This is a genomic window from Peribacillus sp. NPDC096379 (genome assembly GCF_044762875.1).
GTDB lineage: Bacteria > Bacillota > Bacilli > Bacillales > DSM-1321 > Peribacillus.
Genome location: NZ_JBIWFD010000003.1, coordinates 654,902 through 681,745 on the forward strand (window position 1 = coordinate 654,902; position 26,844 = coordinate 681,745).

A 26,844-nucleotide genomic window follows, 5' to 3' on the forward strand; every position below is an offset into this window, starting at 1 on the left:
CTTACAACTTTGGAAATTGTTTATGAAATTCTGTCGCTTGCTCAAATGCATGCGCAGTACGATAAATAGTGCTTTCATCAAAATGCTTCCCGATAATTTGCAGACCTAGCGGCAAACCATTGGAGAATCCGCATGGAACGGATATTCCAGGAACACCAGCAAGGTTAACAGGTATGGTTAAGATATCATTTGCATACATCGTTAACGGATCCGCCGTGTTTTCACCAATTTTAAAAGCAGCGGTTGGTGTTGTCGGTCCAACAATTACATCATACTTTGCAAATACATTTTCAAAGTCCTTCTTAATAAGTGTGCGGACCTTTTGTGCTTTTTTATAATACGCATCATAGTATCCAGAGCTTAACGAGAATGTTCCAAGCATGATTCTGCGCTTCACTTCGTCGCCAAAGCCTTCTGAACGTGTTTGCTTGTACATTTCGATTAAATTCTCAGCATTATCTGCACGATATCCGTACCGAACACCGTCAAAACGTTGTAAGTTGGCGGATGCTTCCGATGAAGATAGCAAGTAATAGGCAGCAAGAGCATATTTGGAATGTGGTAAAGACACTTCTTCCCACTCTGCACCTAATCCTTCCAATACTTTTAACGCAGATAGTACTGAATTGCGGGCAGCTTCGCTAACCCCTTCTCCAAGATACTCTTTCGGAACGGCAATCTTCAGCCCTTTCACATCACCTGTTAAAGCATTCACAAAGCTTGGAACATCCACATTTGCTGAAGTGGAGTCCATCGGGTCTACACCAGAAATGGCTTCTAGTAAATAAGCATTATCCTCAACCGTACGGGTAATCGGTCCAATTTGATCAAGAGATGAAGCAAAAGCAACAAGCCCATAGCGGGATACTCGGCCATAGGTTGGTTTTAATCCTACGACGCCGCAATATGCAGCCGGCTGGCGAATGGAACCACCTGTATCCGAACCAAGTGAGAACAGAACTTCACCCGCAGCAACGCTAGCAGCTGAACCACCTGAAGATCCGCCAGGTACATAATCCGGATTCCAAGGGTTGCGAGTAGCTTGATAAGCTGAGTTTTCGTTTGAAGAACCCATCGCAAATTCATCCATATTCAATTTGCCGATTGTTACTGTTTCCGCTTGTTTAAGCTTCTCCGCTACCGTCGCATCATAGATTGGATCAAAGTTCTCCAAGATTTTACTCGCACAAGTTGTACGTAAATTCTTTGTCACGATGTTATCCTTCACACCGATCGGTAGACCAAATAGCACACCAGATTGTTCGCCACGTGCAAGTTTATCATCTAGTTCCTTCGCTTTTCCCCGCGCACGTTCTTCATCCAATGTTAAAAAAGCCTTCACTTGGCTTTCTACCTGTCCAATTCTTTCATATGATTCGTTAACAAGGTCTGTTACTGATAGTTCTTTTTTATGTAAACGTTCATGCAGGTCCGAAACCTTATGTTCAAACAACGACATATATATCCCTCCTTAATCCCTTACTTGTCCATAATAGACGGTACGCGAATATGCCCATCCTTGCTGTCTGGTGCATTTTTCAACACTTCTTCTATAGGTAGCCCTTTTTGTGAAATATCTTCTCTCATAACATTTTGCATATCCAACACATGAAAAGTTGGTTTTACTTCGTCTGTATCAAGTTCATTCAATAGCTCAGCAAAAGAGATCATGAGATCTAGTTCCTTTTGCATCTTCTCAGCTTCTTGCTCTGTAATGCCTAAACGTGCCAAATGAGCAACATGTTTAACTTGCTCCATTGATATACGTGACATTTTCTTCACCTCCATTGATGTTTCAAAAGACTGCATATTTGTGCTATATTCTCTATTTTTTCATTGAATTCCGATCATATTTCCGAAAAAACAATTATTTAAATAATATCAGACTTTCACGCCCTAAAGCAACACTTCCAAGTACAGCAAATGTCCAAATATCTGTTCAAATACCATTTATGAAAAAATAGATCGAATTTTGATACTTTTACAGATAGATACACAAATATTATCCGGGAAATAATGAAGGAATTTGACGAACTTTGGTATTTAAATAAAGAAAGCAGACCCAGCCTATCTTCAGGGCCTGCCTGCCTTATCTTATTTATAAATATGAACATAAGGTTCACTATCACCGGGTTTACGAGTAATCAGTGCTTCTGGGCCATTCACTGATGTAATGGAAATCTGAACGGTTATATATTCAGTGAAATGGTTCATGATAAGTCCTGTTACATATTGTGTAAATCCAATCGCTTCTGTATTTCCGTAAAACTGAATGGGGATATCAATATTCAATTCCTGTAGCTGCTTATTCACATAAAATGCTCGACCAACAACCCCATTAAAGTTTGGAAAATAATTTTCCACATCCTGTTTAAAGTTTTTAAATGACCTTACATCATCACGATACGCTTTTTCAGCTGTAGTCGAAGGGAATACATAATATTCTTCATCAACGCTTTCCCATTTCCCAATCGTATTTTTATTACCATCTATATGAGAATAATAAAGAAAATTCCCTGGAACAACTGATGATCTTTCTTTTTGTTCAAATAGGGCAACCGTGATAGGTACATCACTCATCTCTTTGTTCTCTCGTAAACGCTGCACGACTTTTTCAGCAATTGCTTTACCTTGCTTCTCTAATTCAGCCTGTTTAATCTTTGTTTCATACGTAGCACCATAGGCTTCTTTTTGATAGTAATAAACCGAGTTAAGAGCCAGTCCTATGACAACTCCGCCTAAACTAACCTGATTATTCTTGTCTTCCACTAAATAATCATGCTCGAGTATATTAGCCAAATAAATGGGACTCTTTTCACTACGGTCAGCGATATCGCCTTTCCCTGAATCAATTGGATTGAGACCAAGATTATCTTTTGCAGCCAGTTTCTTTTCTTTCAGTTGTTCTTCCGTGTATTCTCTTCTAAGCCATTTGTTAATCGTACTGCCCTTAAGTATTTGCCCTTCCCTGAAAAAATACTTGTCTGGACTAAAATTCTTTTGGGCTATTCTCATTAATCCAGTTTCAAATTCCTCGATATCATAGCGAGTATTTAAATTAGATACAACTAGTCCACGTGCTTCTGATTCTTTAAAAGGAAGCATCGTTTTATAATAATCCTTAGATATTTGATAATTCGGTACAATTGCTTTTTCCGTACTATTATCCGTTTCACTCACAATCTCTTGCTCTTTATCAAATTTCGGGGCACACCCGGAAAGTAATATAGCCAATATGATCCCGAGGAAGGTGATGTTTTTCATTCTAACACCTCTATTTAGTTAGTTCTTCGATCAATTTCTCCTCGCTCCATACTTCAATGCCTAAGCTCTCTGCTTTTGCTAGCTTAGAACCGGCAGCTTCTCCTGCAACGACTAGATCCGTTTTCTTACTGACACTTCCAGCAACATTTGCTCCTAATGCTTCTAATTTCCCCTGAGCTTCACTCCGCGTAAGTTGATGCAACTTTCCAGTCAGTACGATTGTTTTTCCGGCAAAAAAACTGTCAATTTGATCAACCGCGACAGGCCTCGCTCCCTTATACTCGAGATTTACTCCCACTTTTAACAGCTCATTCATCAACGCTTGAACCTCTTCCAGGTCAAAATAGGCGACAACGGAGTCTGCCATCTTATCCCCAATTTCATTAATAGCTATTAAATCTTCACGACTCGCGCCACTTAATGCGTCAATTGTAATAAATTCTTGGGCTAATGTTTTCGCTGCTTTTGCCCCAACATGGCGGATGCCCAAACCAAATAATAGTTTTTCAAGTGAATTACTTTTGGAGGCTTCTATTGCTGTGATTAGATTATTGACAGACTTTTCACCCATCCGCTCTAAGCCAAGCAACTGATCATGTGTCAATTTATATAAATCGGCAACATCCAATATGAGTCCCTCACTAAATAATTGACTGATGACTTTTTCGCCAAGGCCATCGATGTTCATCGCGTTACGAGATACAAAGTGAATCAATCCTTCACGAATCTGGGCCGGACACTTTGGATTGATGCAGCGAAGGGCGACTTCCTCTTCAAGTCGGACAAGCTCACTTTCACATTCAGGACAGTGCGTTGGCATGTTGAATTCAATCTCTTCTCCTGTACGTCGATCTACAAGGACATTAACAACTTCAGGGATGATATCCCCAGCTTTCTTTATGATGACCTGATCACCTATTTTGATATCTTTTTCCCGTATCAAATCTTCATTATGGAGACTAGCTCGACCAACCGTTGTCCCAGCTACTCTAACTGGTTCAAGTATAGCGGTGGGCGTTACCACCCCTGTTCGCCCTACACTAAGTTCAATATCTAGAAGCTTTGTATTCACTTCTTCTGCCGGAAATTTATAGGCGATTGACCAACGAGGGCTTTTCGCTGTCCTTCCTAATTCTTCTTGTTGTTGCAGTGAATTAACCTTAATTACAATGCCATCAATGTCATACGCCAAGTTTGGTCGCTTCTCTACCCAGCTCTCTACATATTCTAATACTTCTTCGATCGATGTACACGTTTTTCGTTCTTGATTTGTTTTAAATCCAAGACGGTCTAGCAATTCAAGACCCTCACTATGGGCCTCAATACCTATATCCTCTAAGTTAGCAATCGCGTAAAGAAAAATATCCAGCTTGCGCTTTGCTGCAAGTTTCGGATCTAGCTGCCTAAGTGAGCCTGCTGCCGCGTTTCTGGGGTTAGCAAACGGCTCTTCATTTTGTTCTTCCTTAGCCTTGTTCAATGCTTCAAATGACTTCTTCGGCATAAATGCTTCACCGCGAACTTCGATTGTATAAGGTTCTTTAAGTTTTAATGGGATCGACTTAATGGTCTTAAGGTTTTCAGTAATATCCTCCCCAATCGTTCCATCACCACGTGTAGCCCCAAGCGTAAAGTGCCCATTCTCATATTGAAGCGTAATCGCAAGTCCGTCGATTTTCAGTTCACATACATAGGAAATCGAGTCACCAACCGCTTGTCGTACTCTTCGATCAAAATCCCGTAAATCTTGTTCGTTAAATGCATTGCCAAGACTTAGCATAGGACTTGTATGTTCTACCTTCTCAAACATTTCGAGTACGGCGCCACCCACCCGCTGGGTTGGTGAATCTGGTGTTCTCAATTCAGGAAATTGAGCTTCGTATTCAATCAATTCTCTTAGCAGCTGATCGTATTCCGCATCTGAGACAGACGGCCGATCCAAAACATAATATTCATAGCCATATTGATTCAATAGCGTTTGTAGTTCAGTAACTTTTCCTGCAGCTTGCTGTATGTCCATATATCCAACCCTTTCTTTTATACTTTTTCAATAGGTGCAAACTTAGCAAGCAAACGTTTAATCCCAGTTGGGCTTGGGAATGCAATATCTAATTCTTTGCCTTCGCTTTCACCCTTCACACTGACAACCGTTCCAGTTCCCCATTTTTTATGGGCAGCCTTATCACCAACCTGCCAACCGATTTCATCTCCACCTGTTGCGTTCGGCTGAGCAACCACTTTTCCAAATGAAGGTGTACGTCTTGAACCACCTGAATGTATTGGTTTTGAAGAATGTAAGACTGATTTTTTGGGTTTTGGTTTCATATCTTCTATTAGTTCTTCTGGAATTTCAGCAATAAAGCGAGAAACAGGATTCATATTCGTACGACCAAACAATGTTCTCATTTGGGCATTTGTTATATACAACTCTGATTCTGCACGAGTGATACCTACGTAAGCAAGCCTACGTTCTTCTTCCATTTCTTCTTCGTCCATAAGTGAACGGCTATGCGGGAATACCCCTTCTTCAAGCCCCAGTAAAAATACAACTGGAAATTCCAGCCCTTTTGCAGAGTGCAAGGTCATGAGCGTCACTGACTCCTGTGCTTCTTCTGTATCATCTAATTGATCAATATCGGCAACTAATGCAAGGTCGGTTAAAAAGCCAACCAAAGATTTATCGTCATTACTTTGTTCAAACGATTTAGTTACAGATAAAAACTCATCGATATTTTCTAAGCGGCTTTGTGACTCAATTGATTTTTCTGCTTGAAGCATTTCACGGTACCCTGTTTTTTCAATCACTTCTTCTACAAGCTCGGTGACAGACAGATATTCTTGCTGATTCGTATAGGCATGGATTAAATCACGAAATTCACGTGCTGCCTTTGTGATCTTCGGACTTAGGCCAATCATGTCAATATCCTGCAGTGCTTGATACATCGAACCATCTGTCATTGCCGCATAATCAGCAACCTTATCAAGAGAAGTAGCCCCGATTCCTCGTTTTGGTACATTAATGACCCTACGTAAACTGATATCGTCATCTGGATTGGCAATCAATCGTAAATAAGCTAGGATATCCTTAATTTCTTTACGATCGTAGAACTTAATTCCGCCCACAATGGTATATTGCAGATTAGATTTTAATAAAACTTCCTCCATAACCCGTGACTGGGCGTTTGTTCTATAAAGGATTGCAATATCAGATAACTTTCTGGAACTGTCACGAATTATTTCATTAATCTTTCCAGCAACAAACTGTGCTTCGCCTTGTTCACTATCCGCACGGAAATATCTGATTTTATTCCCATCCATATTTTCCGTCCAAAGATTTTTCGGCTTCCGATTTCGGTTATTATCGATTACTTTATTCGCTGCCTCTAAGATTTTCTTTGTTGAACGATAATTCTGTTCAAGAAAAATCATCGTTGCGTTTGGGTAGTCTTTTTCAAATGATAGAATGTTCGCGATATCCGCGCCACGCCAGCGATAGATGGATTGATCGCTGTCCCCAACTACACATAAATTGCGGAATCGTGAAGCGAGAAGCTTAACGAGCATATATTGCGCTCGGTTCGTATCTTGATATTCATCCACGTGAATATACTGGAATTTCCGCTGATAATATTCAAGAACCTCAGGTACGCGCTGAAATAACGTGATGGTCAACATAATTAAGTCATCAAAATCACATGCTTGATTCTTTCTGAGCCGTTTCTGATATTCCGTGTATACTTCCGCTGCAACATTTGTATAGAAGTCACCGGCTGTTTTTTGGTATTCCTCTGGAGTTACGAGTTCGTTTTTTGCTGAACTGATTGTTCCTAAGAGAGCGCGATAATCATATTTTTTAGGATCGAGGTTTTTGTCTTTCAAGATTTGCTTTATAACTGACTGTTGATCGGTTGTATCTAAAATGGAGAAGTTTCGATTATATCCGATACGATCGATATCACGTCGTAAAATCCGCACACACATAGAGTGGAAGGTACTGATCCAAATCTCATCTGATGCTCCACCAAGAATGCCACGTATCCGTTCTTTCATTTCACGTGCTGCCTTATTTGTGAAAGTGATCGCCAGAATATTCCATGGCGCCACTTCTTTTTCTACCATTAAATAAGCAATTCGATGCGTAAGCACCCTTGTTTTACCACTTCCCGCTCCAGCCATGATGAGAAGTGGTCCATCTGTTGCCTTCACTGCCTTTTGCTGCTGCTCATTTAAACCTTTTACTAACTTTTCCGCTAAAAACTGCATGAAAGCACCACCTTACGAACGTTTGTTCTTTTTATTATACTATAGTCTGTCTCTATTTAAAAGAGTCATCTATTTCACTGCCGCGACTGTCTCAAGTGCCGCCTTTAAATTGTCATAGATACTATTCCCCACTACGATAACATCAGCAAACTCTGCCATTTCTTTTGCTTGAGCTGCCGTTTCAATTCCTCCGCCATAAAAGAAAACAGTCTCTTCTAAGTTCTGTTTCACTTTCTTCCCAACTTTTGGATCGCCGTACATTCCACTATATTCTAAATAGAAAATCGGCAGATGAAACATTTTCTCGGCCATCATGGCATATGCAGCAATGTCATCTTCATCAAGATTCGTATCCGCATCTGTCAGTTGAGCTGCTTTACAATCCGGATTGACAATACAGTACCCTTCCACAAACATCTCAGACCAATCCATGATTTCACCATATTCCTTTACAGCCTGCTGATGTAATCTCATCATCCATTTTGAATCTTTGCTGTTTAGAACACTTGGAATGAAATACAAATCAAATCCGGGAGTAACTGTTTCAACAGATGACACCTCAAGAACACAAGGAACCGTGTAACGACGAACTCTTGCCATCAAATCTAACACATTTTCAAGCGTAACGCCGTCTGTTCCCCCAATTAGAATAGCATCAGTACCCGACTCACAAATGCTTTCTAAATCTATATCATTTATCTCTTTATTAGGATCTAACTTAAACACATGCTTCCACTTTCGAAAATCGTACATCATATATCCTCCATTAAAATTTCTCATAGCACCATTATAGCATTAAGATTTTTGATAAAAAAAGATTTATAAGAAACGATAGCCTAGATTAAAAATATGAGCAGGAAAGAAGGTTTGATGGTCCAGAAAAAGCATCTTAAAATAACCAATCCCACCCTTTAGATACACCAAAATTCATTATAAAAGATAGTTCGCTTCAAAAGTCAAAATCAGAAAAAACAAATAAAAAAGCCAAGGAAAAATTCCCCTGACTCTTTCTTAAGACATAACAACATTCATCGAACTAATTTGCTTATTCTTCTTCTACTGGCTCTTTCTTAATTCGGTCCAATGCCATTGTATAAGCATCATTCCCATAATTTAAGCATCGTTTCACACGCGATATCGTCGCTGTACTTGCACCTGTATCGGTTTCAATTCGATGATATGTTTTACCTTCTTGGAGCATGCGTGCTACTTCAAGACGCTGTGATAGTGATTGTATTTCATTAACTGTACACAAGTCGTCAAAGAAACGATAGCATTCTTCGAGATCTTTCAGTGATAATACGGCTTCGAAAAGCTGATCCAGACCTTTTCCCCTTAATTTATCAATTTGCATAGTTTTGCCCCCTAGTTTTCTTGAGCACCAAGATGAACAAGCCGGCTTATCCCTGGCTTATCCGGCAAAACATTTACCCACGTTTTGCCTGGTACGAAACCAATTTCTTTTCCATTTTCCACTGGAACAATTCGACCTTCTCTATTTTCCCATTGAACTTCATTCCATTTGCCTTTTTGCAGTAAATACGCCTTACCACCCGCTTCAAAATCAATATCTCGTCTTCCAACACTATCTATGACCTTATGAGGTGCTTCTATAATAAAGATATTGTTTATCTTAATCGGCGTTTCATCAATGTATTCAATCGTCTGTTGATGATTAGAATATCTAGAATACGTTTCTGAGTCTTCATCATACGAAAATTCTACATCAAATGAGGATGATCCATAAGAAATCTGAACAAAAGAAGCAGGTTCACCTTGTAATAGTTCCATTTCAGATTTCTTCAAAAATGTAAAGGCTTTAGGCTTTTCTGTCAAATTATATGAATTCTGCTGGGCACCTTTCTCAATGTTTTCAAAAGAAATATAGGAATTATGAGGGGCTTTCCGTTCACTCGAACGTTGAAAAAGCGTTCCATCATATTCTAATCCATTCAAATGATCAATATATCCTTGATCAAGCATCTCTTTAGCATCCGGGCTATTCCCGTGACATACATAGACACAATCTAACCCTTTCGCTAATTTAATAAAGTAATCACGAGCGCTACGGACCGGTCCAACTTCTTTTGGCATTTCACTTTGAAAAACTGCTAAGAAACGTGTTACTTCTGCTTCCGCATACATTTCATAGATAATATCTGCTTTCGAAAGGCCTGTTTGCGGCCGTGCCTTTGGATGATTATTAACCATTACAGCAATCGCCCTATGTTCTGTATCATCATTCGTTGCCATTCCTGTTAATGGGTAAAAGTTTGAAAACTGTTCACTATCAACTGGATCTTGAGTAGTTTCATTTTGTTCGACAATTTCACTCGAAGAATTGTCGGTTGGTCGTTCATCCTTGGCTACCTTTTTTATACAGCCACCCATCAATAACAAAACAGCAAGCAGAATAAGCAGTAAACTCCTTTTCATTCCTGCACACTCCCTACTTGTTTCCACGTTACTTCCTTAATTTTAAAAGTCTTCTTTTACATTTTAACGCATTATTGTAGGAAAGAGAACTGTTTTATTCATAATATCATACATTCCCGTTGGGGTTACACGGATATAGGGAAGATGTGTAGATGAGAAAAATAACAATGTGTATATTGGATCTGAAAATACATATCCTCTTTCTTGAAGCAGTTGTTTCAATTCCTTTTCCTCTTTAATTAGCTCTGGCATTGATTTTTCAGAAATCAGTCCTTTTAATGCTAAGCGCATTTCAAAAATGATTTTCCCTTGCTCAGCAATTACAATCCCGCCGCCAATTTCCTTCATTCGCTGAAAAGCAAGAAGCATATCTTCTTTTCTTTTTCCAATCAGAACTATGTCTCCCGTATTTGAGTATGTGCTTGCAAACCCGCATAATTGATTGGCAAAGCCTTTAACCATCGTATTAATTCTCCACTCCCCACCACGATCAATCATTACAAAATAACATTCATCATGTTCGAATGACAGATTTCCATCAGAGTAATCCGATGTAATCGAGTATGGTTTCGTAATCACATCATTGATCATTTCAAAACCGAATGGCATCGAAAACTCTAAATCATTACTATCCAATTCCCAATCTAACTGTAACTCTCCGAATCCATATCCATCCCAATGAACAACAGACGAGTCTTCAAGCTCCACCCCGTCACGCTTCACCCATTTCCCTTTCGCTAGAACAGAAACAGGCGCTGGTTCTGTCTCACATTGAAGGAAATTAATATTAGCGACTCTGCCTGTTGCAATATTTCCATGTAAGTACTCAATATTATAATAGCGGGCAACATTAATCGTAGCCATATTATATGCATCTATAATCGGAACGCCCTGTTCAATTGCGATTTTAATCATTACATCTATGAAACCGCTTTCGTAAAATGAAGGCGATGAACCATCCGTCGTAAAGAAGAAATGGTCGTATTGATCGATCCCAAGCTCATGAATTTCTTTCAATATATTTTCTAAGTCCGGTCGGATCGAAGAATTTCTCAAAGAAACCGTATACCCTTGCATCAATCGAGACAACACTTCTTTTCCTGTCATAGCTTCATGATCACAATCGGCCCCAAATAACATCATTTTCGCTAACGTTTTTTCCGATGCACCAGGAAAATGGCCTTCGATTTGTTTTCTCATTCGCTTTGCTTCTTGGATCCAATGAAGCATCATATCATCTCCAGCAAGCAGCCTGGGCCATGCAGTCAGCTCCCCACCTTGCAATACGGCATCATGCTCGAGCCACGCCTTTACATCACCATGAGTAAAAATTGTTTCTTCATTCCGTAATTCGGTTTGCCCATCAAACCTGCACCACCAGTACATGCTAGCTGGGATATTTCGTAATTCCTTCAATAAAGAAAACGCTTTCTTTTTTTCTAATTGCAAAAAAAGCATTAGGTTATCATTAATCAATGTCGTTGTTCCAAAATACGATGCATAACGAGCTAAAGTCTGGGGATTATATAATTGAAATGGATGCGAATGTGGCTCAATATAGCCCGGAACTAAAAAGCTGCCTTGGCAATCAACCATTTCGCAATGATCTAATTTGTCAGGTATTTTGTCCCCCACATAGACGATGCGATCATCATAAATCCAAATATTTGCTTTTATCCACTTTCGCAATGACTGATTTAAATACGTTGCATTTTGTAGAAGTATATGTGGAGCTCTGTTTCCGTCTAGTACATCGACATGCTCGCGTATATGTTTATTCTTCCATCGATAACGTTGCTCTAACAAGAGAACCCCTCCGTTTTTTTAGATTTAACTACTATATTTATATTGAAAAGTCATGTAAAGAACCAAAATAAGTAATATTCACCCATTTTTATTAATCCTAACACATTTAATGAGTTAATACATTAAAGTTATGGTAAATAGTGTGAATATTTCGTGAAGGAGATTATCTATTATGAAAGTAAAAGCAAATATCGGCATTCCAAACGCATTACTCAGAATAACTTGTGGTTTTACTTTTTTAGCATGGTCGATTTCAAAAATGTCCAGAAAGCCGTGGAAAGGATCTTATTTAGTTATAGCCATGTGTTCTGGTATGAAAATTGGGGAAGGAATTCTTCGCTTTTGTCCCTTTGTTGCCCTTTATGAAAAGTGTCAAGGGAGATTAAGCGGGAACCATAACATCATAAAAAAAGGAGAACATTTATTAACTCAAATGGGGATGGGGAATGATCTTATCTCAGATGATGAAAATACAGAAACTTAAAAAAGGTGTCCAATGAAGGTCAGAAAGGGTCAGACCCCGCAGCAACTAAATTCAGATAAGTGTATAAAACACTACATACTGATTTAAAGTGCGAGGTCAGACCCTTATGACGTTCTAAATTCTTAGGGGACCCTCTATTTGGCCACTAAAATGGCGCGATAACCAATGTCTTTTCTCCAAAATAAATCTTGGTTAGGAATCTTTTCTAATTCTTTGTAAACCTTTGCTTGTGCACTAAGAAGATCGGTTCCCTTTGCGGCCACAAGCAGTACTCGACCGCCATTTGTCGTATAGTCACCGTTATCATTCTTGGCAGTACCTGCGTGATAAATGTCAACATCCTCACTTAATTCCCCTAGACCATGTATCGGTGCTCCTTTGACATATTCGCTAGGGTAACCAGCTGCTGCGACAACTACCCCGATTACAGATTCATCGTCCCATTCAAGCTCATAGTCATTCCCGTTTAAAACAGCAAGAAGCGTATCAACAAAATCATTCTTTAGTCTTGGCAGGACAACTTGAGTTTCTGGATCACCGAAACGTGCATTGAACTCAATCACTTTTGTTCCTTTATTCGTAGCAATTAAACCTGCATATAAAATGCCTGTAAAAGAGCGACCCTCAGCAACAAGTGCTGCCGCTGTTGGTTTTACAATTTGATCGACTGCCGCAGCAACCACGCTTTCTGGAATTTGAGGAACAGGCGAATACGCACCCATTCCACCTGTATTCGGACCAGTATCACCATCATAAGCCCGCTTATGATCTTGAGCGATAACCATCGGGTAAACCTTCTCTCCATTTACAAATGCCATTAGCGAAAATTCCTCACCTTCAAGGAATTCCTCCATGACAACTCGCGCTGAAGCTTCACCGAATTTCTCATCAACAAGCATTCCATGTAATGCTTCCAGTGCCTCTTCCATCGTGTGTGCAACGACTACACCTTTCCCAGCAGCAAGTCCATCCGCTTTTATTACAATTGGAACACCAATTTCAGCTAAATACGTTTTTGCTGACTCGATATCTGTAAATGTTTCATATGCAGCAGTAGGAATTTCATATTTTTTCATTAAATCCTTTGCAAAGGTTTTACTACCTTCAATTATAGCTGCTTGTTTATCAGGCCCGAATACCTGTAGACCAGCTGCTTTAAATTCATCGACAATTCCATTAACCAAAGGTATTTCGGCTCCAATAATGGTTAAGGTAACATTCTGATCTTTAGCAAACGCAATCAGTTCCTTATGATTATTTTCATCAATTTGAACGAGTTCCGCCACATCCTCCATGCCTGGATTACCTGGAGCCGCGAATACTTGATGAACCTGCTTACTTTCGGATAGTTTCTTTGCTAATGCATGCTCACGTCCACCCTTGCCAATCACTAACACGTTCATGGAATCACCTCTTCCTAATATTAAAAACCATTAGCCTATTGAACCCAAAAACTTAGTGCTTAAAATGACGAACGCCTGTAAACACCATTGTAATGCCGTATTCATCTGCTTTTTTAATCGAATCCTCATCACGTACAGACCCACCAGGTTGAATGATAGCTGTGATACCAGCAATGGCCGCCGCTTCAACAGTGTCATCCATTGGGAAAAATGCATCAGAAGCGAGAGCCGCGCCTTTTGCTTTTTCACCAGCTTGTTCTAAAGCAATATTAGCTGCCCCTACGCGGTTCATCTGTCCAGCACCGATACCGTACGTCATCTGTTCGCCACTTACGACAATTGCATTAGATTTCACGTGCTTCACGATTTTCCAGCCTAGTTTCATTGCTGCCCATTCATCTTCAGATGGTTGGCGTTTCGTTGGGATTGTTATAGTTGCATGGTCTAACCCATAAGTATCTAAATCTTGAACGAGTAATCCCCCTTGAATGGATGTAGTTTTTCGTTCGGATTTTTGCTTGCCATCGAAAGCTACAGTTAACAGACGGATATTCTTTTTCGCAGTTAAAATCTCTAGTGCTTTCTCGGAAAAGTGAGGAGCTATAATGATTTCAAGGAAAATTTCACGGAGCATTTCAGCTGTTTCTTGGTCTACTTCACGATTTAAAGCAATAATTCCACCAAAAATGGACGTAGAATCTGCTTCATACGCTTTCTTAAACGCTTCAGCAACCGAATTACCAACCCCAACTCCACATGGATTCATATGCTTAACAGCAACAGCTGCTGGCTCTTCAAATTCATTGACGATCTGTAAAGCGGCATCAGCATCATTAATATTGTTGTATGACAGTTCTTTACCGTGCAATTGTTTGGCATACGCCACAGAAAAAGTAGAGCCTAATGGCTTTTGATAAAATGCAGCTTGTTGATGTGGATTTTCTCCATATCGAAGTGATTGTTTTAATGTATACGTGAGCGTTAAACTTTCAGGATTTTCTTCCTCAGCAAGCTTTGTCATGTACTCGGATATGACAGCATCATAGGCAGCTGTATGGCGGAATACTTTCGCAGCAAGTTTTCGTTTCTTTGCAGCTGATACGTCACCGTTTTCATTCAGCTCAGTAAGTACGGATTCATAGTCTGTTGGGTCCACAACAACTGTCACAAATTCGTGATTCTTTGCCGCAGAACGAAGCATCGTTGGTCCACCAATATCGATATTTTCAATCGCATCTTCAGGCGTCACATCAGGTTTCGCGATCGTCTGCTGGAATGGATACAAATTGACGCAAACGAGATCAATTGGTTGAATTTGATGTGCTTCTAATTGAGCTTGATGTGCGACATCATTCCTTCTTGCCAATAATCCACCGTGAACATTTGGATGCAACGTTTTAACCCTGCCATCCAAAATTTCAGGAAAATCTGTTACATCACTAATCCCAATCACGTCAATTCCATTTTCAACAAGCGTCTTCTTCGTACCCCCAGTAGACACGATTTCAAAGCCTGCCTCTTTAAGACCAATTGCAAATTCTACGATACCTGTTTTATCTGAAACACTGATTAATGCACGTTTTGCCATAATGAATCCTCCTCGTTGGAAAAGCGCAAGCGCCTATTGAATGAACTTTGACTAAAATCCGCCAGGTGTCCTGTTTCGAACGTCGAAGTCAGCACATCCAGTGCGAACCCGACAAGCATAAGACAAGCAAGCTGTTGGGTGCTCTTCTCTCTACCAGATTGCTTGGCTTATGACTTCGAAGTGTTAATCTACTTGTGCTAGACACAAAGACTTGTTGAAAAACCATAGACTTTCTAATCTTAAAAGCGCAAGCTAACCGTTCAACTTCCACTAAATTAAATCGTTCATAAAAAACTGCATTATTCAAAAATTAATGAGAAGAAATTGATTTCTCCTTCATAAACAACTGTTGAAGCACTTCTGGATAGGCAATGTGCTCGGCCTGCTGAATTCGTTCTTGTAACCGATCTCTCGTATCATTTTCCAGAATCTCAATTTCTTTTTGGGCAATAATTGGACCTGTATCCATCCCAGCATCCACATAATGAATCGAAAGGCCAGTTACCTTCACCCCTGCATCAAACGCTTGACCAATTGCATCAATACCTGGAAAAGCTGGCAATAAAGAAGGATGGATATTCACGATTGCTTTAGGATATTCTTGTAAAAGTGTTGGACCGATCAATCGCATATATCCTGCTAAAACAATGAATTCAACATCCTTCGATTTAAGTTGCTTCACGATTTCCTGTTCAAACGCTGCTTTGTCATGGAAAGACTTTGGAGAAAAGCAAAAGCTAGTAATCTTCTCTTTTTCGGCTCTTTGCAAAACATAAGCGGACTCTTGATCACAGACAAGCAAACGAATGTCTGCTTCGAGCGTGCCTGCCTTAACCGCATCCACGATTGCTTGAAAGTTGCTCCCGCTCCCCGATGCAAATACTGCTATTTTTTTCATAATTCACTCGCAATACTTACACCAGGTTGATTCACGACTGTACCAATTTGATACGCCACTTCGCCACGTTTTTCAAAAAAGGCTAGAAGCTCAGAGGCCTTTTCCTGCTCGACGACAAGAGCCATGCCGATGCCCATATTAAAAATATTGTACATATCCTCACGACTAATGTTTCCTTTTTCTTCAAGAAGGGTGAAGATCGGCGGAATCTCCCAAGATCCTGACTTTATCTCGATTCCTAAATTTTCAGGCATCATTCTCGGTAAATTCTCAATAAATCCACCGCCAGTTATATGAGCCATCCCTTTAATTTCAAACTCGCTCAACGCCGCTAAAATTGGCTTCACATAAATTTTAGTCGGCTTTAAAAGTTCTTCTCCTAGTTCGCAGCCCAGCTCTGGAATAAATGCATTTACATCCATTTTCGCGTCATCTAATAAAACTTTACGTACAAGCGAATAGCCATTGCTATGAATGCCACTTGACGCTAATCCGATTATACAATCGCCTTGGTTGATTTTCTGGCCGGTAATCAGGTTCGTCTTTTCACATGCTCCTACTGTAAAGCCTGCTAAATCATATTCTTCTTCACTATACATGCCAGGCATTTCAGCCGTCTCGCCACCGATTAATGCACAACCTGCTTGCTCACAGCCTTCTGCAATCCCTTTTACAATGCTCTCAATTTTCTCAGGCTCTGCTTTTCCACAAGCGATATAGTCTAAAAAGTAAAGCGGCTCAGCTCCTTGAACAACGATATCGTTCACACACATGGCCACACAGTCAATCCCAATGCTGTCATGCTTATTCATCATCATCGCAAGCAATAGCTTCGTTCCTACTCCATCCGTTCCTGAAACAAGGACAGGCTCGCGTAAGTTCAATTGAGATAAATCAAACATGCCGCCAAAACCGCCCAGCCCACTTAATACTCCTGGACGCATCGTTTTTTGAACATGCTTTTTCATGCGTGATACCGCTTCATACCCCGCTTCAATATCGACTCCCGCCGCTTTATATGCATTCGACATGGTCATCATCCTCCTTCATTCAACTTATTACGGTTGTTGACTGCTCATTGGCATATATTTCTGTCGGATAATTTCCAGTAAAGCAAGCGAGGCATTGACCTCGGTTCTCACCTTCAAATGGTCTTCCAATCGCTTCAACCATTCCTTCAACACTTAAAAATGTAAGCGAATCTGCTCCGATGATTTCACGAATTTCTTCAACTGAATTTTCAGAGGCAATTAACTCCTCACGACTTGATGTATCAATCCCATAGAAACAAGGATTCTTAATTGGAGGAGAACTAATTAGGACATGTACTTCCTTTGCACCAGCTTCCTTAAGCATCGTGACAATCCGCTTACATGTAGTTCCACGCACGATTGAATCGTCAACCATTACAACCCTTTTCCCCTCTACAACACCGCGTACTGCAGACAGCTTCATTCTCACACCTTGTTCTCTTAGAGATTGAGAAGGTTGAATAAAAGTACGGCCTACATATCTATTTTTAATTAGACCCATTTCATAAGGAATGCCACTTGCCTCTGCATATCCTATAGCAACAGAATTACCTGAATCTGGAACACCTGTTACAACGTCGGCTTCAATTAGTTTTTCTACCGCTAGCTGCTTACCAAGATTTTTCCGTGCTGTATGAACATTGATTCCACTAATATTACTGTCTGGACGGGAAAAATAAATATATTCCATCGTACACATTGCGCGCTGTGAAGACATAACAAAACGTTCGCTTTTAATCCCTTCATCGTTGATGACAAGGAGCTCTCCTGGTTCAATATCACGGATAAATTCCGCACCGACAATATCAAAGGCACATGTTTCAGATGCTATAACGTAAGCACCGCCCAAGATCCCAAGAGATAAGGGTCTAAGTCCGTTTGGGTCTAGAGCAACGAGCATTTCTGTTTCCGTCATAATCAAGAAAGCATAAGCACCTTTTAACGAGCTTAATCCATTTATAACACGACTTTTCAAATCTGAAAAACCGCCTTTACGAATCAAGTGGGCTAATACTTCTGTATCAGAGGTGCTATGAAAGATGCTTCCTTGTGCTTCAAGCTGCGCCTTCAATTGATTGGCATTCACAATGTTGCCATTGTGGGCTAGTGCCATGGCTTCACTTTGGAAATTGAATAAAAATGGTTGAACGTTTTCATAACCGCCTCCACCTGCCGTTGTATATCTGACATGGCCAATTGCAGCATTTCCGGATAAATTCTTCATTTTCTCGGCAGTAAACACTTCCGTGACCAATCCTTCACCCTTCATTCCTGTCAGCTTTCCGTCCTTAGCTAGAACCATTCCCGCAGCTTCTTGGCCACGGTGTTGCAGGCTATGCAAACCATAGTAGGTGATTTGTGCAGCATCTGGGTGACCCCAAATGCCAAACACACCACATTCTTCATTCAATCCCTTTAATTCAGCAAGCATGGGATCGCCCCTCTCCAAGCAGCTTCTAATTCTTGAACACTTGCATCTATTACTAGACCTTCCTGCTTGCGGGAAATTGTCAATACTCCATTATTGTTTACTTCACCAATGCAATAAGCATCTTGAACCGTACTTTCAAATGCTTCGCGATTTTCAGGAGATACGGATACTACAAATCGGGACTGTGTTTCACTAAATAACGCCGTAACTGCCTCATTTTCAACAACTACACGTGCTCCTAAATTTTCTGTACCAAAGAGTGCTTCTGCAAGAGCTACTGCTAATCCGCCTTCTGCAACATCATGTGCTGAAGCGACGTACCCGCTTTGGATCGCATTCAAGAGTTGTTTCTGGCGTTGTTGCTCGATTTCTAAATCAATGGACGGTGATTGACCATAGATTTTTCCTTCCAGCATTTTTTGCAATTCACTGCCACCGAATTCTTCTTTCGTCTCACCAATCACATAAATCAGGTCCCCTGGATTTTTAAATTCCTGGGTCGTGATATGAGTAAGATCATGTACAAGACCTACCATGCCAATAACTGGCGTTGGATAAATGGCTTCACCATTCGTTTCATTATAAAGAGAAACGTTCCCTCCAATAACAGGCGTACTTAATGTTCTACAAGCTTCACTTATTCCATCCGCTGCCTTCTCAATCTGCCAGAAAATCTCCGGCTTCTCAGGATTACCAAAGTTCAAGTTATCGGTAACTGCTAACGGTTCTGCTCCAGAACATACGATATTACGTGCCGCTTCAGCAACAGCAATTTTTCCACCTACTTCTGGATCTAAATAAAGGTAACGAGAATTACAATCCGTTGTCATCGCAAGTGCTTTATTCGTCTCACGAATTCGGACGACTGCAGCATCGGAACCTGGAGCTACAACGGTACTTGTTCGTACCATATAATCATATTGATTGTAGACCCATTCTTTACTTGCAATTGTCGGTTGAGACAATAGACTGATCAGTGTTTCTTTGAAATTAACGATATTCGGAACTTCAATTTTCATTGCTTGAAAGTCTCTGTACAATTGAGGTTCACTTGATGGCTTATGGTACACAGGAGCATCTTCAGCTAATGCATCAACCGGAACGTTCGCTACAACATTGCCTTTATGGGTGAGCTTAAGAACCTTTTCTTCCGTTACCACACCAACAGCAACTGCTTCTAAATCATATTTAGAAAATAAATCGGTAATTTCCTGTTCGCGTCCTTTTTTAACGACAATCAGCATCCGCTCTTGTGATTCTGACAGCATCATTTCATAAGCAGTCATCCCAGTTTCACGTTGTGGCACAAGATCAAGGTTCATCTCAATCCCTGAACCTGCTTTAGAAGCCATCTCTGCCGAAGAACTTGCAAGCCCTGCCGCTCCCATATCCTGAATCCCAACAAGGGCATCATTATGGATTAATTCAAGACATGCTTCAAGAAGCAGTTTTTCCATAAATGGATCGCCCACTTGAACAGCTGGACGATTTTCATCAGATGATTCAGTCAATTCTTCAGAAGCAAATGTCGCCCCGTGAATCCCATCACGTCCAGTTTTCGCTCCCACGTACATGACCGTATTACCGACTCCGCGCGCTTGCCCTTTTTGAATATCTTCATGATTAATCAAACCGACACACATGGCGTTTACAAGTGGATTTCCCTCGTAGGAAGGATCAAATTGAATCTCGCCTCCCACTGTTGGAATACCAATACAGTTTCCATATCCAGCAATACCTGCAACGACTTCTTTAAATAAATATTTGACACGAGCGTTATCCAACTCACCGAAACGAAGCGAATTCAGAATAGCAATTGGACGGGCACCCATAGAAAATACGTCACGGATAATGCCGCCGACGCCTGTTGCCGCTCCTTGATAAGGCTCAATCGCAGAAGGATGATTATGGCTTTCAATTTTAAAAACAACCGCCTGACCGTCTCCAATATCAACAATCCCCGCACCTTCACCAGGTCCTTGAAGGACTTTTTCCCCAGTTACCGGGAACTTTTTTAAAACGGGCTTGGAATTTTTATACGAACAGTGCTCTGACCACATTACTGAAAATAAACCGGTTTCTGTATAATTCGGCGTACGGCCCAGGATGTTTTCTACCATCGCAAATTCTTCATCCGAAAGACCCATCTCTGCATACACTCGCTGTGATCTAATTTTTTCCGGGCTTGGCTCAAGCATTAACGACATGGTTTTCCCTCCAATTTCTTACGATTGATTGAAATAATTTTAATCCATCTGCACTTCCAAGTAATTGATCAACTGCGCGCTCGGGATGTGGCATCATGCCCAAAACATTTCCATTTTCATTCGTGATTCCTGCAATCCCTTCAAGACTGCCATTCGGATTTTCACCGTCATACGTAAATACAATCTGATTGTTTTGCTTTAAAAGTTTCATAGTTTCTTCATCGCAATAGTAATTCCCTTCACCATGGGCGATTGGAATTGTAATAGTTTCACCTATTTCATAGCCACTCGTAAACATTGTTTTATTATTCTCAACTACCAGCTGAGTTGGTTTACAAATAAACGCTAACTCCCGATTTCTTCTCATCGCACCTGGCAGTAGCCCTGCTTCGAGTAAGATTTGAAATCCGTTGCATACACCTAATACAGGTACTCCTTCGTTCGCCGCTTTCACCACTTCACCCATCACGTTAGAAAAACGAGCTATGGCGCCAGTACGAAGGTAATCGCCATATGAGAAACCACCAGGCAATAAGATGCCATCAAAACCCGCTAGGCTGTCTGCTGTATGGGGCACATATTCTACCTCTTCACCCAATTCATCCTTAATTGCATGGAACATATCAATATCACCGTTGGAGCCTGGAAACACAATTACAGCAAATTTCACAGCGCGACAACCTCCTCGATTTCATAACGGTAATCTTCAATAACGATATTCGCTAACAGACGCTCGCACATTTCTTTTACTAGAGCATCGATATCCTGATTATTTTTTTCAATCGTCAATTCCATGTATTTGCCGATTCTCACATCTGACACCGTATCATACGACATACTGTGTAAGGAAGATTTAACGGCTGTTCCTTGTGGATCTAAGACACTTTCTCTTAACGTGATATATACCTTTACTTTATACATGCTTGTAACCTCCAAGTTTTGAATAGATTTTTTCATAGGCATCTACTAAATTTCCCAAATCGCGGCGGAATACATCCTTATCGAGCTTTTCTTCCGTTTCAACGTCCCATAATCGGCACGTATCTGGAGATATTTCATCCGCCAACAAGATTTCACCATCTGCACGCTTTCCAAATTCTAGCTTAAAATCAATTAAACGAACTCCAATTTCACTAAAAAAGCTTGATAAATTTGCATTCACATCTAAAGCTTTTTGTTTCAAAATCCTAACTTCCTCTTCAGATGCTAGCATCAATTCTTTAATATGGTCCTCTGTTAACAATGGATCACCGAGCTTATCATCTTTGTAATAAAATTCAATAAGTGTCTGCTTCAATAGCTGCCCTTCAGGCAATCCAAGGCGCTTAGATAAGTTGCCTGCTACTACATTGCGTACAACAACTTCAAGTGGAATAATAGAAACCCTTTTTACAAGCTGCTCTGTGTCGGAAATTTGCTTAATAAAGTGAGAAGTAATTCCAGCTTCATGAAGCTTTAAAAATAGCAAACTAGTAATTCCATTATTCAGTACACCCTTACCGGCAATTTCTGCTTTCTTTTCACCATTGAAGGCTGTTGCTGAATCTTTATATACTACCCAGACAACTTCTGGATTCTCTGTCGCATAAATTCTCTTAGCCTTTCCTTCATAAAGCAATTCTCGCTTTTCCATCTATGAGGCCCCCGTAATAAAGAATATTGGCAATTTTTAAGATACATGTAGGATTTGCTGCCAGTAAATAACCAGCAGCGTTCCTAATTACAGACCCAAACGATCAAAAATCATATCAACTTGCTTCAAGTGATGATGATAATCGAAGCAATCATCTAATTCTTCCTTTGTCAGCAAGCTTGTAATCTTGTCATCCTGTTCAAGCAGGCTACGGAAAGGAACTTGCTTCTCCCAAGCCTCCATCGCTTTTGGTTGAACCGTATCATATGCCTCTTCACGTACAAGACCTTTATCAATTAATGTAAGCAATACGCGCTGTGAATAAATTAAACCAAGCGTACGATCCATATTGCGCTTCATATTTTCCGGGTATACCGTTAAATTCTTCACAATATTCCCGAAGCGATTTAACATATAATTCAGTGCAATCGTTGCATCAGGTAGAATAATTCTTTCCGCTGATGAATGAGAGATGTCACGCTCATGCCATAATGGAACATTCTCATACGCGGTCATCATATATCCACGAATAACACGTGCAAGTCCTGTCATATTTTCAGAGCCAATTGGGTTTCGTTTATGCGGCATAGCAGATGAACCCTTTTGCCCTTTTGCAAAAAATTCTTCCACTTCGCGTGTTTCACTTTTTTGCAATCCGCGAATTTCAACTGCGAATTTTTCAATGCTTGTCGCAATCAACGCAAGGGTACTTAGATAATGAGCATGGCGGTCCCTTTGAAGCGTTTGTGTAGAAATCGGAGCCGCTTCAAGCCCTAACTTTTCACAAACGTATTTTTCAACGAATGGATCGATATTGGCAAATGTACCAACTGCTCCCGACATTTTCCCAACCTCAATGTCTTTTATCGCTTCTTTAAAACGCTCTAGGTTACGCTTCATTTCTTCATGCCATAACGCTAATTTCAAGCCAAATGTTGTCGGCTCTGCATGTACGCCATGCGTACGTCCCATCATGACCGTATATTTATTTTCCTGCGCTTTATTTTTTAAAATATCTACAAATCGCTCTAAGTCAGCTAGCAAAATTTTGTTTGCTTGTTTCAAGATATAGGATAGGGCAGTATCAACAACATCTGTTGATGTCAATCCGTAATGAACCCATTTCCTTTCCTCACCTAACGTTTCTGAAACCGCCCTTGTAAAAGCAACGACATCATGACGCGTCTCCTCTTCGATTTCCTTAATACGATTAATATCAAAAGACGCATTTTCCCGAAGCAGTGCGACATCTTCCTTAGGTATGGCACCCAGTTCAGACCATGCTTCACAAGCAAGAATCTCAACCTCAAGCCAAGCTTTAAATCGGTTTTCTTCCGTCCAAACCGCTCCCATTTCAGGGCGTGTATAACGTTCAATCATCGCATTGCCTCCGTTTCCTGCTTATTACTTACTCCAAATTCCACTATGGTTAATCTCATCTAGCGCTTGCTCGACTGAATTTCGCAAAACATTTACATGACCCATTTTTCGTTTCGGACTAGCTTCTTTCTTTCCGTATAGATGAATCTTCCAATCTGCTAACTCTGGAATCGCATAAAGGACATCTTCTAAATGCTCACCAAGGATATTTACCATCACCACAGGCTTTAACAAATTTGTCTTCCCTAATGGCCAATTGCAGACAGCTCGGATATGTTGCTCAAATTGCGAAGTTTGGCACGCCTCCATCGTATAATGGCCAGAATTATGAGGTCTTGGCGCCAACTCGTTTACAATAATCTCATCCTCATCAGTTAAAAACATCTCAACCGCAAGCGTACCAACAAGATTTAGGTTTTCAGCTAGCTGTAAAGCCAGCTGCATCGCTCTCTGTGAAGCTTTCTCACTTATTCTTGCTGGAACAATACTCTTGTGCAAAATATTCTCTTTATGAATATTTTCCGCGACAGGAAAATACTCGATCTCACCATTTGACTTCCTAGTAATAATCACAGAAATTTCTTTTGCAAAAGGCACCCATTTCTCTACTACACAAATCCCACTTTCTAAAAGACTGCCTGCGCTAGCAACATCAGACTCTTCACGTAGAACAAGCTGCCCTTTACCATCATAGCCGCCACGCGCTGTTTTTAACACACATGGATAGCCCAAAATTTTGATTGCACTATACACGTCGGTCAAACTCTCTGCGACACCATACGGAGCTACTGGAACACCAGCTTTGGATATCGCCGCTTTCTCTGTTACGCGGTCCTGAGTAATTTTTAACAGTTCCGCTCCTTGTGGCAGATAACTATTCTCTTTCAACCACGCTAAAGCTTCAAAACTCACATTCTCGAATTCATAAGTGATAACATCGCTCACTTCAGAAAGCTTTTTTATCGAATCTAAATCATCATAAGCACCGTTTATTTCAATATCCGCAACTTGCCCGCATGGACAATCTTTTGTCGGATCCAAAACCGCTATACGGAACCCCATTGCTTTTGCAGATAAAGCCATCATTCTTCCCAACTGGCCGCCACCAATAATCCCGATTGTTTGTCCTGGTAAAATTACTTTATTTAAGCTGTTCACTGCTACTTAGCACCTTTTCCTTTGTTTCGTTTCGAATGGCTTCTAATTTGTCTGCAATTCCAGCGTCACTGCTGCCGAGTATTTGAGCAGCCAACAGGCCAGCGTTAACAGCTCCAGCTTTCCCGATAGCTACCGTAGCGACCGGTACTCCCCCAGGCATCTGTACGATAGAAAGCAGTGAATCCATTCCGTTTAACGCCTTCGTTTGTACGGGAACTCCAATAACAGGCAATGTGGTTTTGGCTGCTGTCATGCCAGGTAAATGAGCAGCTCCACCAGCTCCAGCTATAATGACTTTAATGCCTCTTTCTCGCGCACTCTCTGCGTAATCAAACAATAAGTCGGGTGTACGATGTGCAGAAACTACCCGTTTCTCATATGGAATATTTATTTGATCTAACGCTTCACAAGCATGTTTCATCGTTTCCCAATCAGAAACACTTCCCATTATTACACCAACCTGTGCTTTCACTGTCTTCCCCCCAAACTTGTATTAGAAGCTTTACTATTTATAAAATGAAAAACCGGGCAGCCCTTTCTACATACAAGAGAAAGGAACCTGCCCGGAATGATTAGTCCTTTCTAAAAAAAGGACATACATATCCTGAATAAAGGAATCACTTTCTCTCATAGTCCAATAATTTACGGTTATTGGGTAGATACTTTCGGGCCATATTCCCGGGGATTATATGAGAGATATTAAGTTCACTTTCATCTTAACAATCGATCCACCCTACGTCAAGTCTAAAATCGAATATTATGAATAAATAATTACATAACGTTCGTGTTTCACTCGTTTAACAGTGCTTCAAAGACAATTTTCCGAGCAACAGGCTTATAAATGGTCTCTCCATTTTCCTTTTCTTCTGTAAAAATCGGTTTTTCTATCCTTTTGATTGGAGAATAACCTGCCGCTTTAATCCGTTCCAGACAAGCATCAATACTTTCTCCATCTTTTACTTCAAAAACTTCCTTCTTTTTTTTACTCACAAAACCGTTCCTTTCAAAAAGAGCTTTTCTTTTCATTTTTTGATTTCCTTTTCTAAACTATACCAAAAAGTCACTTTTTATGAAAATTTAATAAGAACCGTGTTATCTAATGTAATACTTAAAATTTTTTTGATAATTTTTTATAGTGGGTGTTCAAAAAGAAGGAAATAAAGAGAAGAGAAATTCGAGGAACTCAAACCTCTAACGTTTCGCGTATGCAATAATACATGAGATTCAGAACTAGCACTAACCGGCCCCTGACTACATTTTTTTGATTTGGACCCATAAATTCAAGAATGAGCGTAGTAAACAAATCATTTTATCTTTTTTCTATTAAATTAAGTGGCGTTTACTGTATATGAAGTGATTCATCCAAACGAACCTTTCATAAATAAAACACTATCATAAATTTATTAGCCATTTCTCACAATATATCAGCCGTGAGCTAAATTCTAAATCCTAAAACTGCTTGCACTAGATGTGGACAGACAAATTAGAGGACCATAATCCACATAAAGTGAAACTTCGATCCGTGGAGATTTTACTGCCCGTTAAAGCGGGATAAATAATCTCCGAAACAGCAAAAAAGACCAGCTATAAATAGCTGATCTCTCGAATTGCTTGGCAACGTCCTACTCTCACAGGGGGAGACCCCCAACTACCATCGGCGCTAAAGAGCTTAACTTCCGTGTTCGGAATGGGAACGGGTGTGACCTCTTTGCTATCGCCACCAAACAATAAAGGAATATCATTCCTTCAAAACTAGATAATAAGAAGGGTTTTTGCTTTTTTCAAGAACAATAAGGTTAAGTCCTCGATCGATTAGTATCAGTCAGCTCCACATGTCGCCACGCTTCCACCTCTGACCTATCAA

At 40.4% G+C, this 26,844-nt stretch carries 23 protein-coding genes, 1 rRNA gene and 1 riboswitch; of the genes, 1 reads left to right on the forward strand and 23 read right to left on the reverse strand.

Annotated features, from left to right (window positions below; translation table 11 throughout):
- Position 1: 1 nt before the first annotated feature.
- From gatA to ACIQZI_RS17130, 9 genes are all read right to left on the reverse strand, one after another.
- Complete coding sequence (gatA, locus tag ACIQZI_RS17090; RefSeq protein ID WP_403075109.1) at positions 2–1,459, reverse strand: Asp-tRNA(Asn)/Glu-tRNA(Gln) amidotransferase subunit GatA; 1,458 nt, start codon at positions 1,457–1,459, stop codon at positions 2–4.
- Between the two features lie 20 nt (positions 1,460–1,479).
- The gene (gene gatC / locus ACIQZI_RS17095) at positions 1,480–1,773 is read right to left on the reverse strand and encodes an Asp-tRNA(Asn)/Glu-tRNA(Gln) amidotransferase subunit GatC (protein ID WP_062184956.1); all 294 of its coding nucleotides are present in this window, start codon (positions 1,771–1,773) and stop codon (positions 1,480–1,482) included.
- 321 nt (positions 1,774–2,094) lie between these two features.
- Entirely contained in the window at positions 2,095–3,264 is a 1,170-nt protein-coding gene (locus tag ACIQZI_RS17100; protein WP_062184959.1) for a CamS family sex pheromone protein, read from the reverse strand.
- A 10-nt stretch (positions 3,265–3,274) separates the two neighbouring features.
- A complete protein-coding gene (gene ligA, locus ACIQZI_RS17105) occupies positions 3,275–5,281 on the reverse strand; it encodes an NAD-dependent DNA ligase LigA (RefSeq protein WP_403075112.1) in 2,007 nt (668 codons plus the stop codon).
- Between the two features lie 17 nt (positions 5,282–5,298).
- Positions 5,299–7,524 (reverse strand): DNA helicase PcrA, encoded by a 2,226-nt coding sequence (gene pcrA / locus ACIQZI_RS17110; RefSeq protein ID WP_403075115.1) that lies wholly within the window; start codon positions 7,522–7,524, stop codon positions 5,299–5,301.
- 69 nt (positions 7,525–7,593) lie between these two features.
- Positions 7,594–8,277 carry a heptaprenylglyceryl phosphate synthase gene (pcrB, locus tag ACIQZI_RS17115; RefSeq protein ID WP_403075235.1) on the reverse strand — a complete coding sequence of 228 codons (684 nt, stop codon included), beginning with the start codon at positions 8,275–8,277 and terminating at the stop codon, positions 7,594–7,596.
- 292 nt (positions 8,278–8,569) lie between these two features.
- Positions 8,570–8,878 (reverse strand): YerC/YecD family TrpR-related protein, encoded by a 309-nt coding sequence (locus ACIQZI_RS17120; protein ID WP_049679714.1) that lies wholly within the window; start codon positions 8,876–8,878, stop codon positions 8,570–8,572.
- An 11-nt stretch (positions 8,879–8,889) separates the two neighbouring features.
- Positions 8,890–9,960, reverse strand: coding sequence for a DUF3048 domain-containing protein (locus ACIQZI_RS17125; RefSeq protein WP_403075118.1), 1,071 nt, complete (start codon positions 9,958–9,960; stop codon positions 8,890–8,892).
- A 63-nt stretch (positions 9,961–10,023) separates the two neighbouring features.
- Positions 10,024–11,766: an adenine deaminase C-terminal domain-containing protein gene (locus tag ACIQZI_RS17130; RefSeq protein ID WP_403075120.1), complete on the reverse strand. Its 1,743-nt coding sequence runs from the start codon at positions 11,764–11,766 to the stop codon at positions 10,024–10,026.
- Positions 11,767–11,938: 172 nt separating this feature from the next.
- On the opposite strand from ACIQZI_RS17130, the gene ACIQZI_RS17135 reads away from it, so the two are divergent.
- Entirely contained in the window at positions 11,939–12,250 is a 312-nt protein-coding gene (locus tag ACIQZI_RS17135) for a YgaP family membrane protein (RefSeq protein WP_403075123.1), read from the forward strand.
- A 134-nt stretch (positions 12,251–12,384) separates the two neighbouring features.
- Here ACIQZI_RS17135 and purD read toward each other — a convergent pair whose 3' ends face one another.
- The 14 genes from purD to rrf all read right to left on the reverse strand — a co-directional run bounded on the left by purD (position 12,385) and on the right by rrf (position 26,705).
- The gene (purD, locus tag ACIQZI_RS17140) at positions 12,385–13,653 is read right to left on the reverse strand and encodes a phosphoribosylamine--glycine ligase (RefSeq protein WP_062184977.1); all 1,269 of its coding nucleotides are present in this window, start codon (positions 13,651–13,653) and stop codon (positions 12,385–12,387) included.
- A gap of 52 nt (positions 13,654–13,705) precedes the next feature.
- Complete coding sequence (gene purH / locus ACIQZI_RS17145) at positions 13,706–15,241, reverse strand: bifunctional phosphoribosylaminoimidazolecarboxamide formyltransferase/IMP cyclohydrolase (protein ID WP_403075126.1); 1,536 nt, start codon at positions 15,239–15,241, stop codon at positions 13,706–13,708.
- Positions 15,242–15,551: 310 nt separating this feature from the next.
- On the reverse strand, positions 15,552–16,139 hold the full coding sequence (gene purN, locus ACIQZI_RS17150) for a phosphoribosylglycinamide formyltransferase (RefSeq protein WP_403075129.1): 588 nt from the start codon (positions 16,137–16,139) through the stop codon (positions 15,552–15,554).
- Positions 16,136–17,170, reverse strand: a complete 1,035-nt coding sequence (purM, locus tag ACIQZI_RS17155) for a phosphoribosylformylglycinamidine cyclo-ligase (RefSeq protein ID WP_062184986.1) — start codon at positions 17,168–17,170, stop codon at positions 16,136–16,138. The genes purN and purM overlap by 4 nt, the downstream gene beginning before the upstream one ends.
- Positions 17,171–17,189: 19 nt before the next feature.
- Positions 17,190–18,602 carry an amidophosphoribosyltransferase gene (purF, locus tag ACIQZI_RS17160; protein ID WP_062184989.1) on the reverse strand — a complete coding sequence of 471 codons (1,413 nt, stop codon included), beginning with the start codon at positions 18,600–18,602 and terminating at the stop codon, positions 17,190–17,192.
- Complete coding sequence (purL, locus tag ACIQZI_RS17165) at positions 18,587–20,809, reverse strand: phosphoribosylformylglycinamidine synthase subunit PurL (RefSeq protein ID WP_062184992.1); 2,223 nt, start codon at positions 20,807–20,809, stop codon at positions 18,587–18,589. The genes purF and purL overlap by 16 nt, the downstream gene beginning before the upstream one ends.
- A complete protein-coding gene (gene purQ / locus ACIQZI_RS17170) occupies positions 20,793–21,479 on the reverse strand; it encodes a phosphoribosylformylglycinamidine synthase subunit PurQ (protein ID WP_403075134.1) in 687 nt (228 codons plus the stop codon). Before purQ ends, purL begins: the two co-directional genes overlap by 17 nt.
- Positions 21,476–21,730 (reverse strand): phosphoribosylformylglycinamidine synthase subunit PurS, encoded by a 255-nt coding sequence (gene purS, locus ACIQZI_RS17175; protein ID WP_062184998.1) that lies wholly within the window; start codon positions 21,728–21,730, stop codon positions 21,476–21,478. Before purS ends, purQ begins: the two co-directional genes overlap by 4 nt.
- A complete protein-coding gene (gene purC, locus ACIQZI_RS17180) occupies positions 21,723–22,442 on the reverse strand; it encodes a phosphoribosylaminoimidazolesuccinocarboxamide synthase (RefSeq protein ID WP_403075137.1) in 720 nt (239 codons plus the stop codon). The genes purS and purC overlap by 8 nt, the downstream gene beginning before the upstream one ends.
- Positions 22,443–22,529: 87 nt before the next feature.
- Positions 22,530–23,822, reverse strand: a complete 1,293-nt coding sequence (purB, locus tag ACIQZI_RS17185) for an adenylosuccinate lyase (RefSeq protein ID WP_403075139.1) — start codon at positions 23,820–23,822, stop codon at positions 22,530–22,532.
- Positions 23,823–23,846: 24 nt separating this feature from the next.
- Positions 23,847–24,980 (reverse strand): 5-(carboxyamino)imidazole ribonucleotide synthase, encoded by a 1,134-nt coding sequence (gene purK / locus ACIQZI_RS17190; protein ID WP_062185006.1) that lies wholly within the window; start codon positions 24,978–24,980, stop codon positions 23,847–23,849.
- Complete coding sequence (purE, locus tag ACIQZI_RS17195) at positions 24,964–25,452, reverse strand: 5-(carboxyamino)imidazole ribonucleotide mutase (protein ID WP_062185009.1); 489 nt, start codon at positions 25,450–25,452, stop codon at positions 24,964–24,966. Before purE ends, purK begins: the two co-directional genes overlap by 17 nt.
- 138 nt (positions 25,453–25,590) lie before the next feature.
- A riboswitch (purine riboswitch) is annotated at positions 25,591–25,693 on the reverse strand.
- A 76-nt stretch (positions 25,694–25,769) separates the two neighbouring features.
- Positions 25,770–26,006, reverse strand: a complete 237-nt coding sequence (locus tag ACIQZI_RS17200) for an NETI motif-containing protein (RefSeq protein WP_403075143.1) — start codon at positions 26,004–26,006, stop codon at positions 25,770–25,772.
- Between the two features lie 583 nt (positions 26,007–26,589).
- Positions 26,590–26,705 (reverse strand): 5S ribosomal RNA (gene rrf, locus ACIQZI_RS17205).
- Positions 26,706–26,844 lie beyond the last annotated feature (139 nt).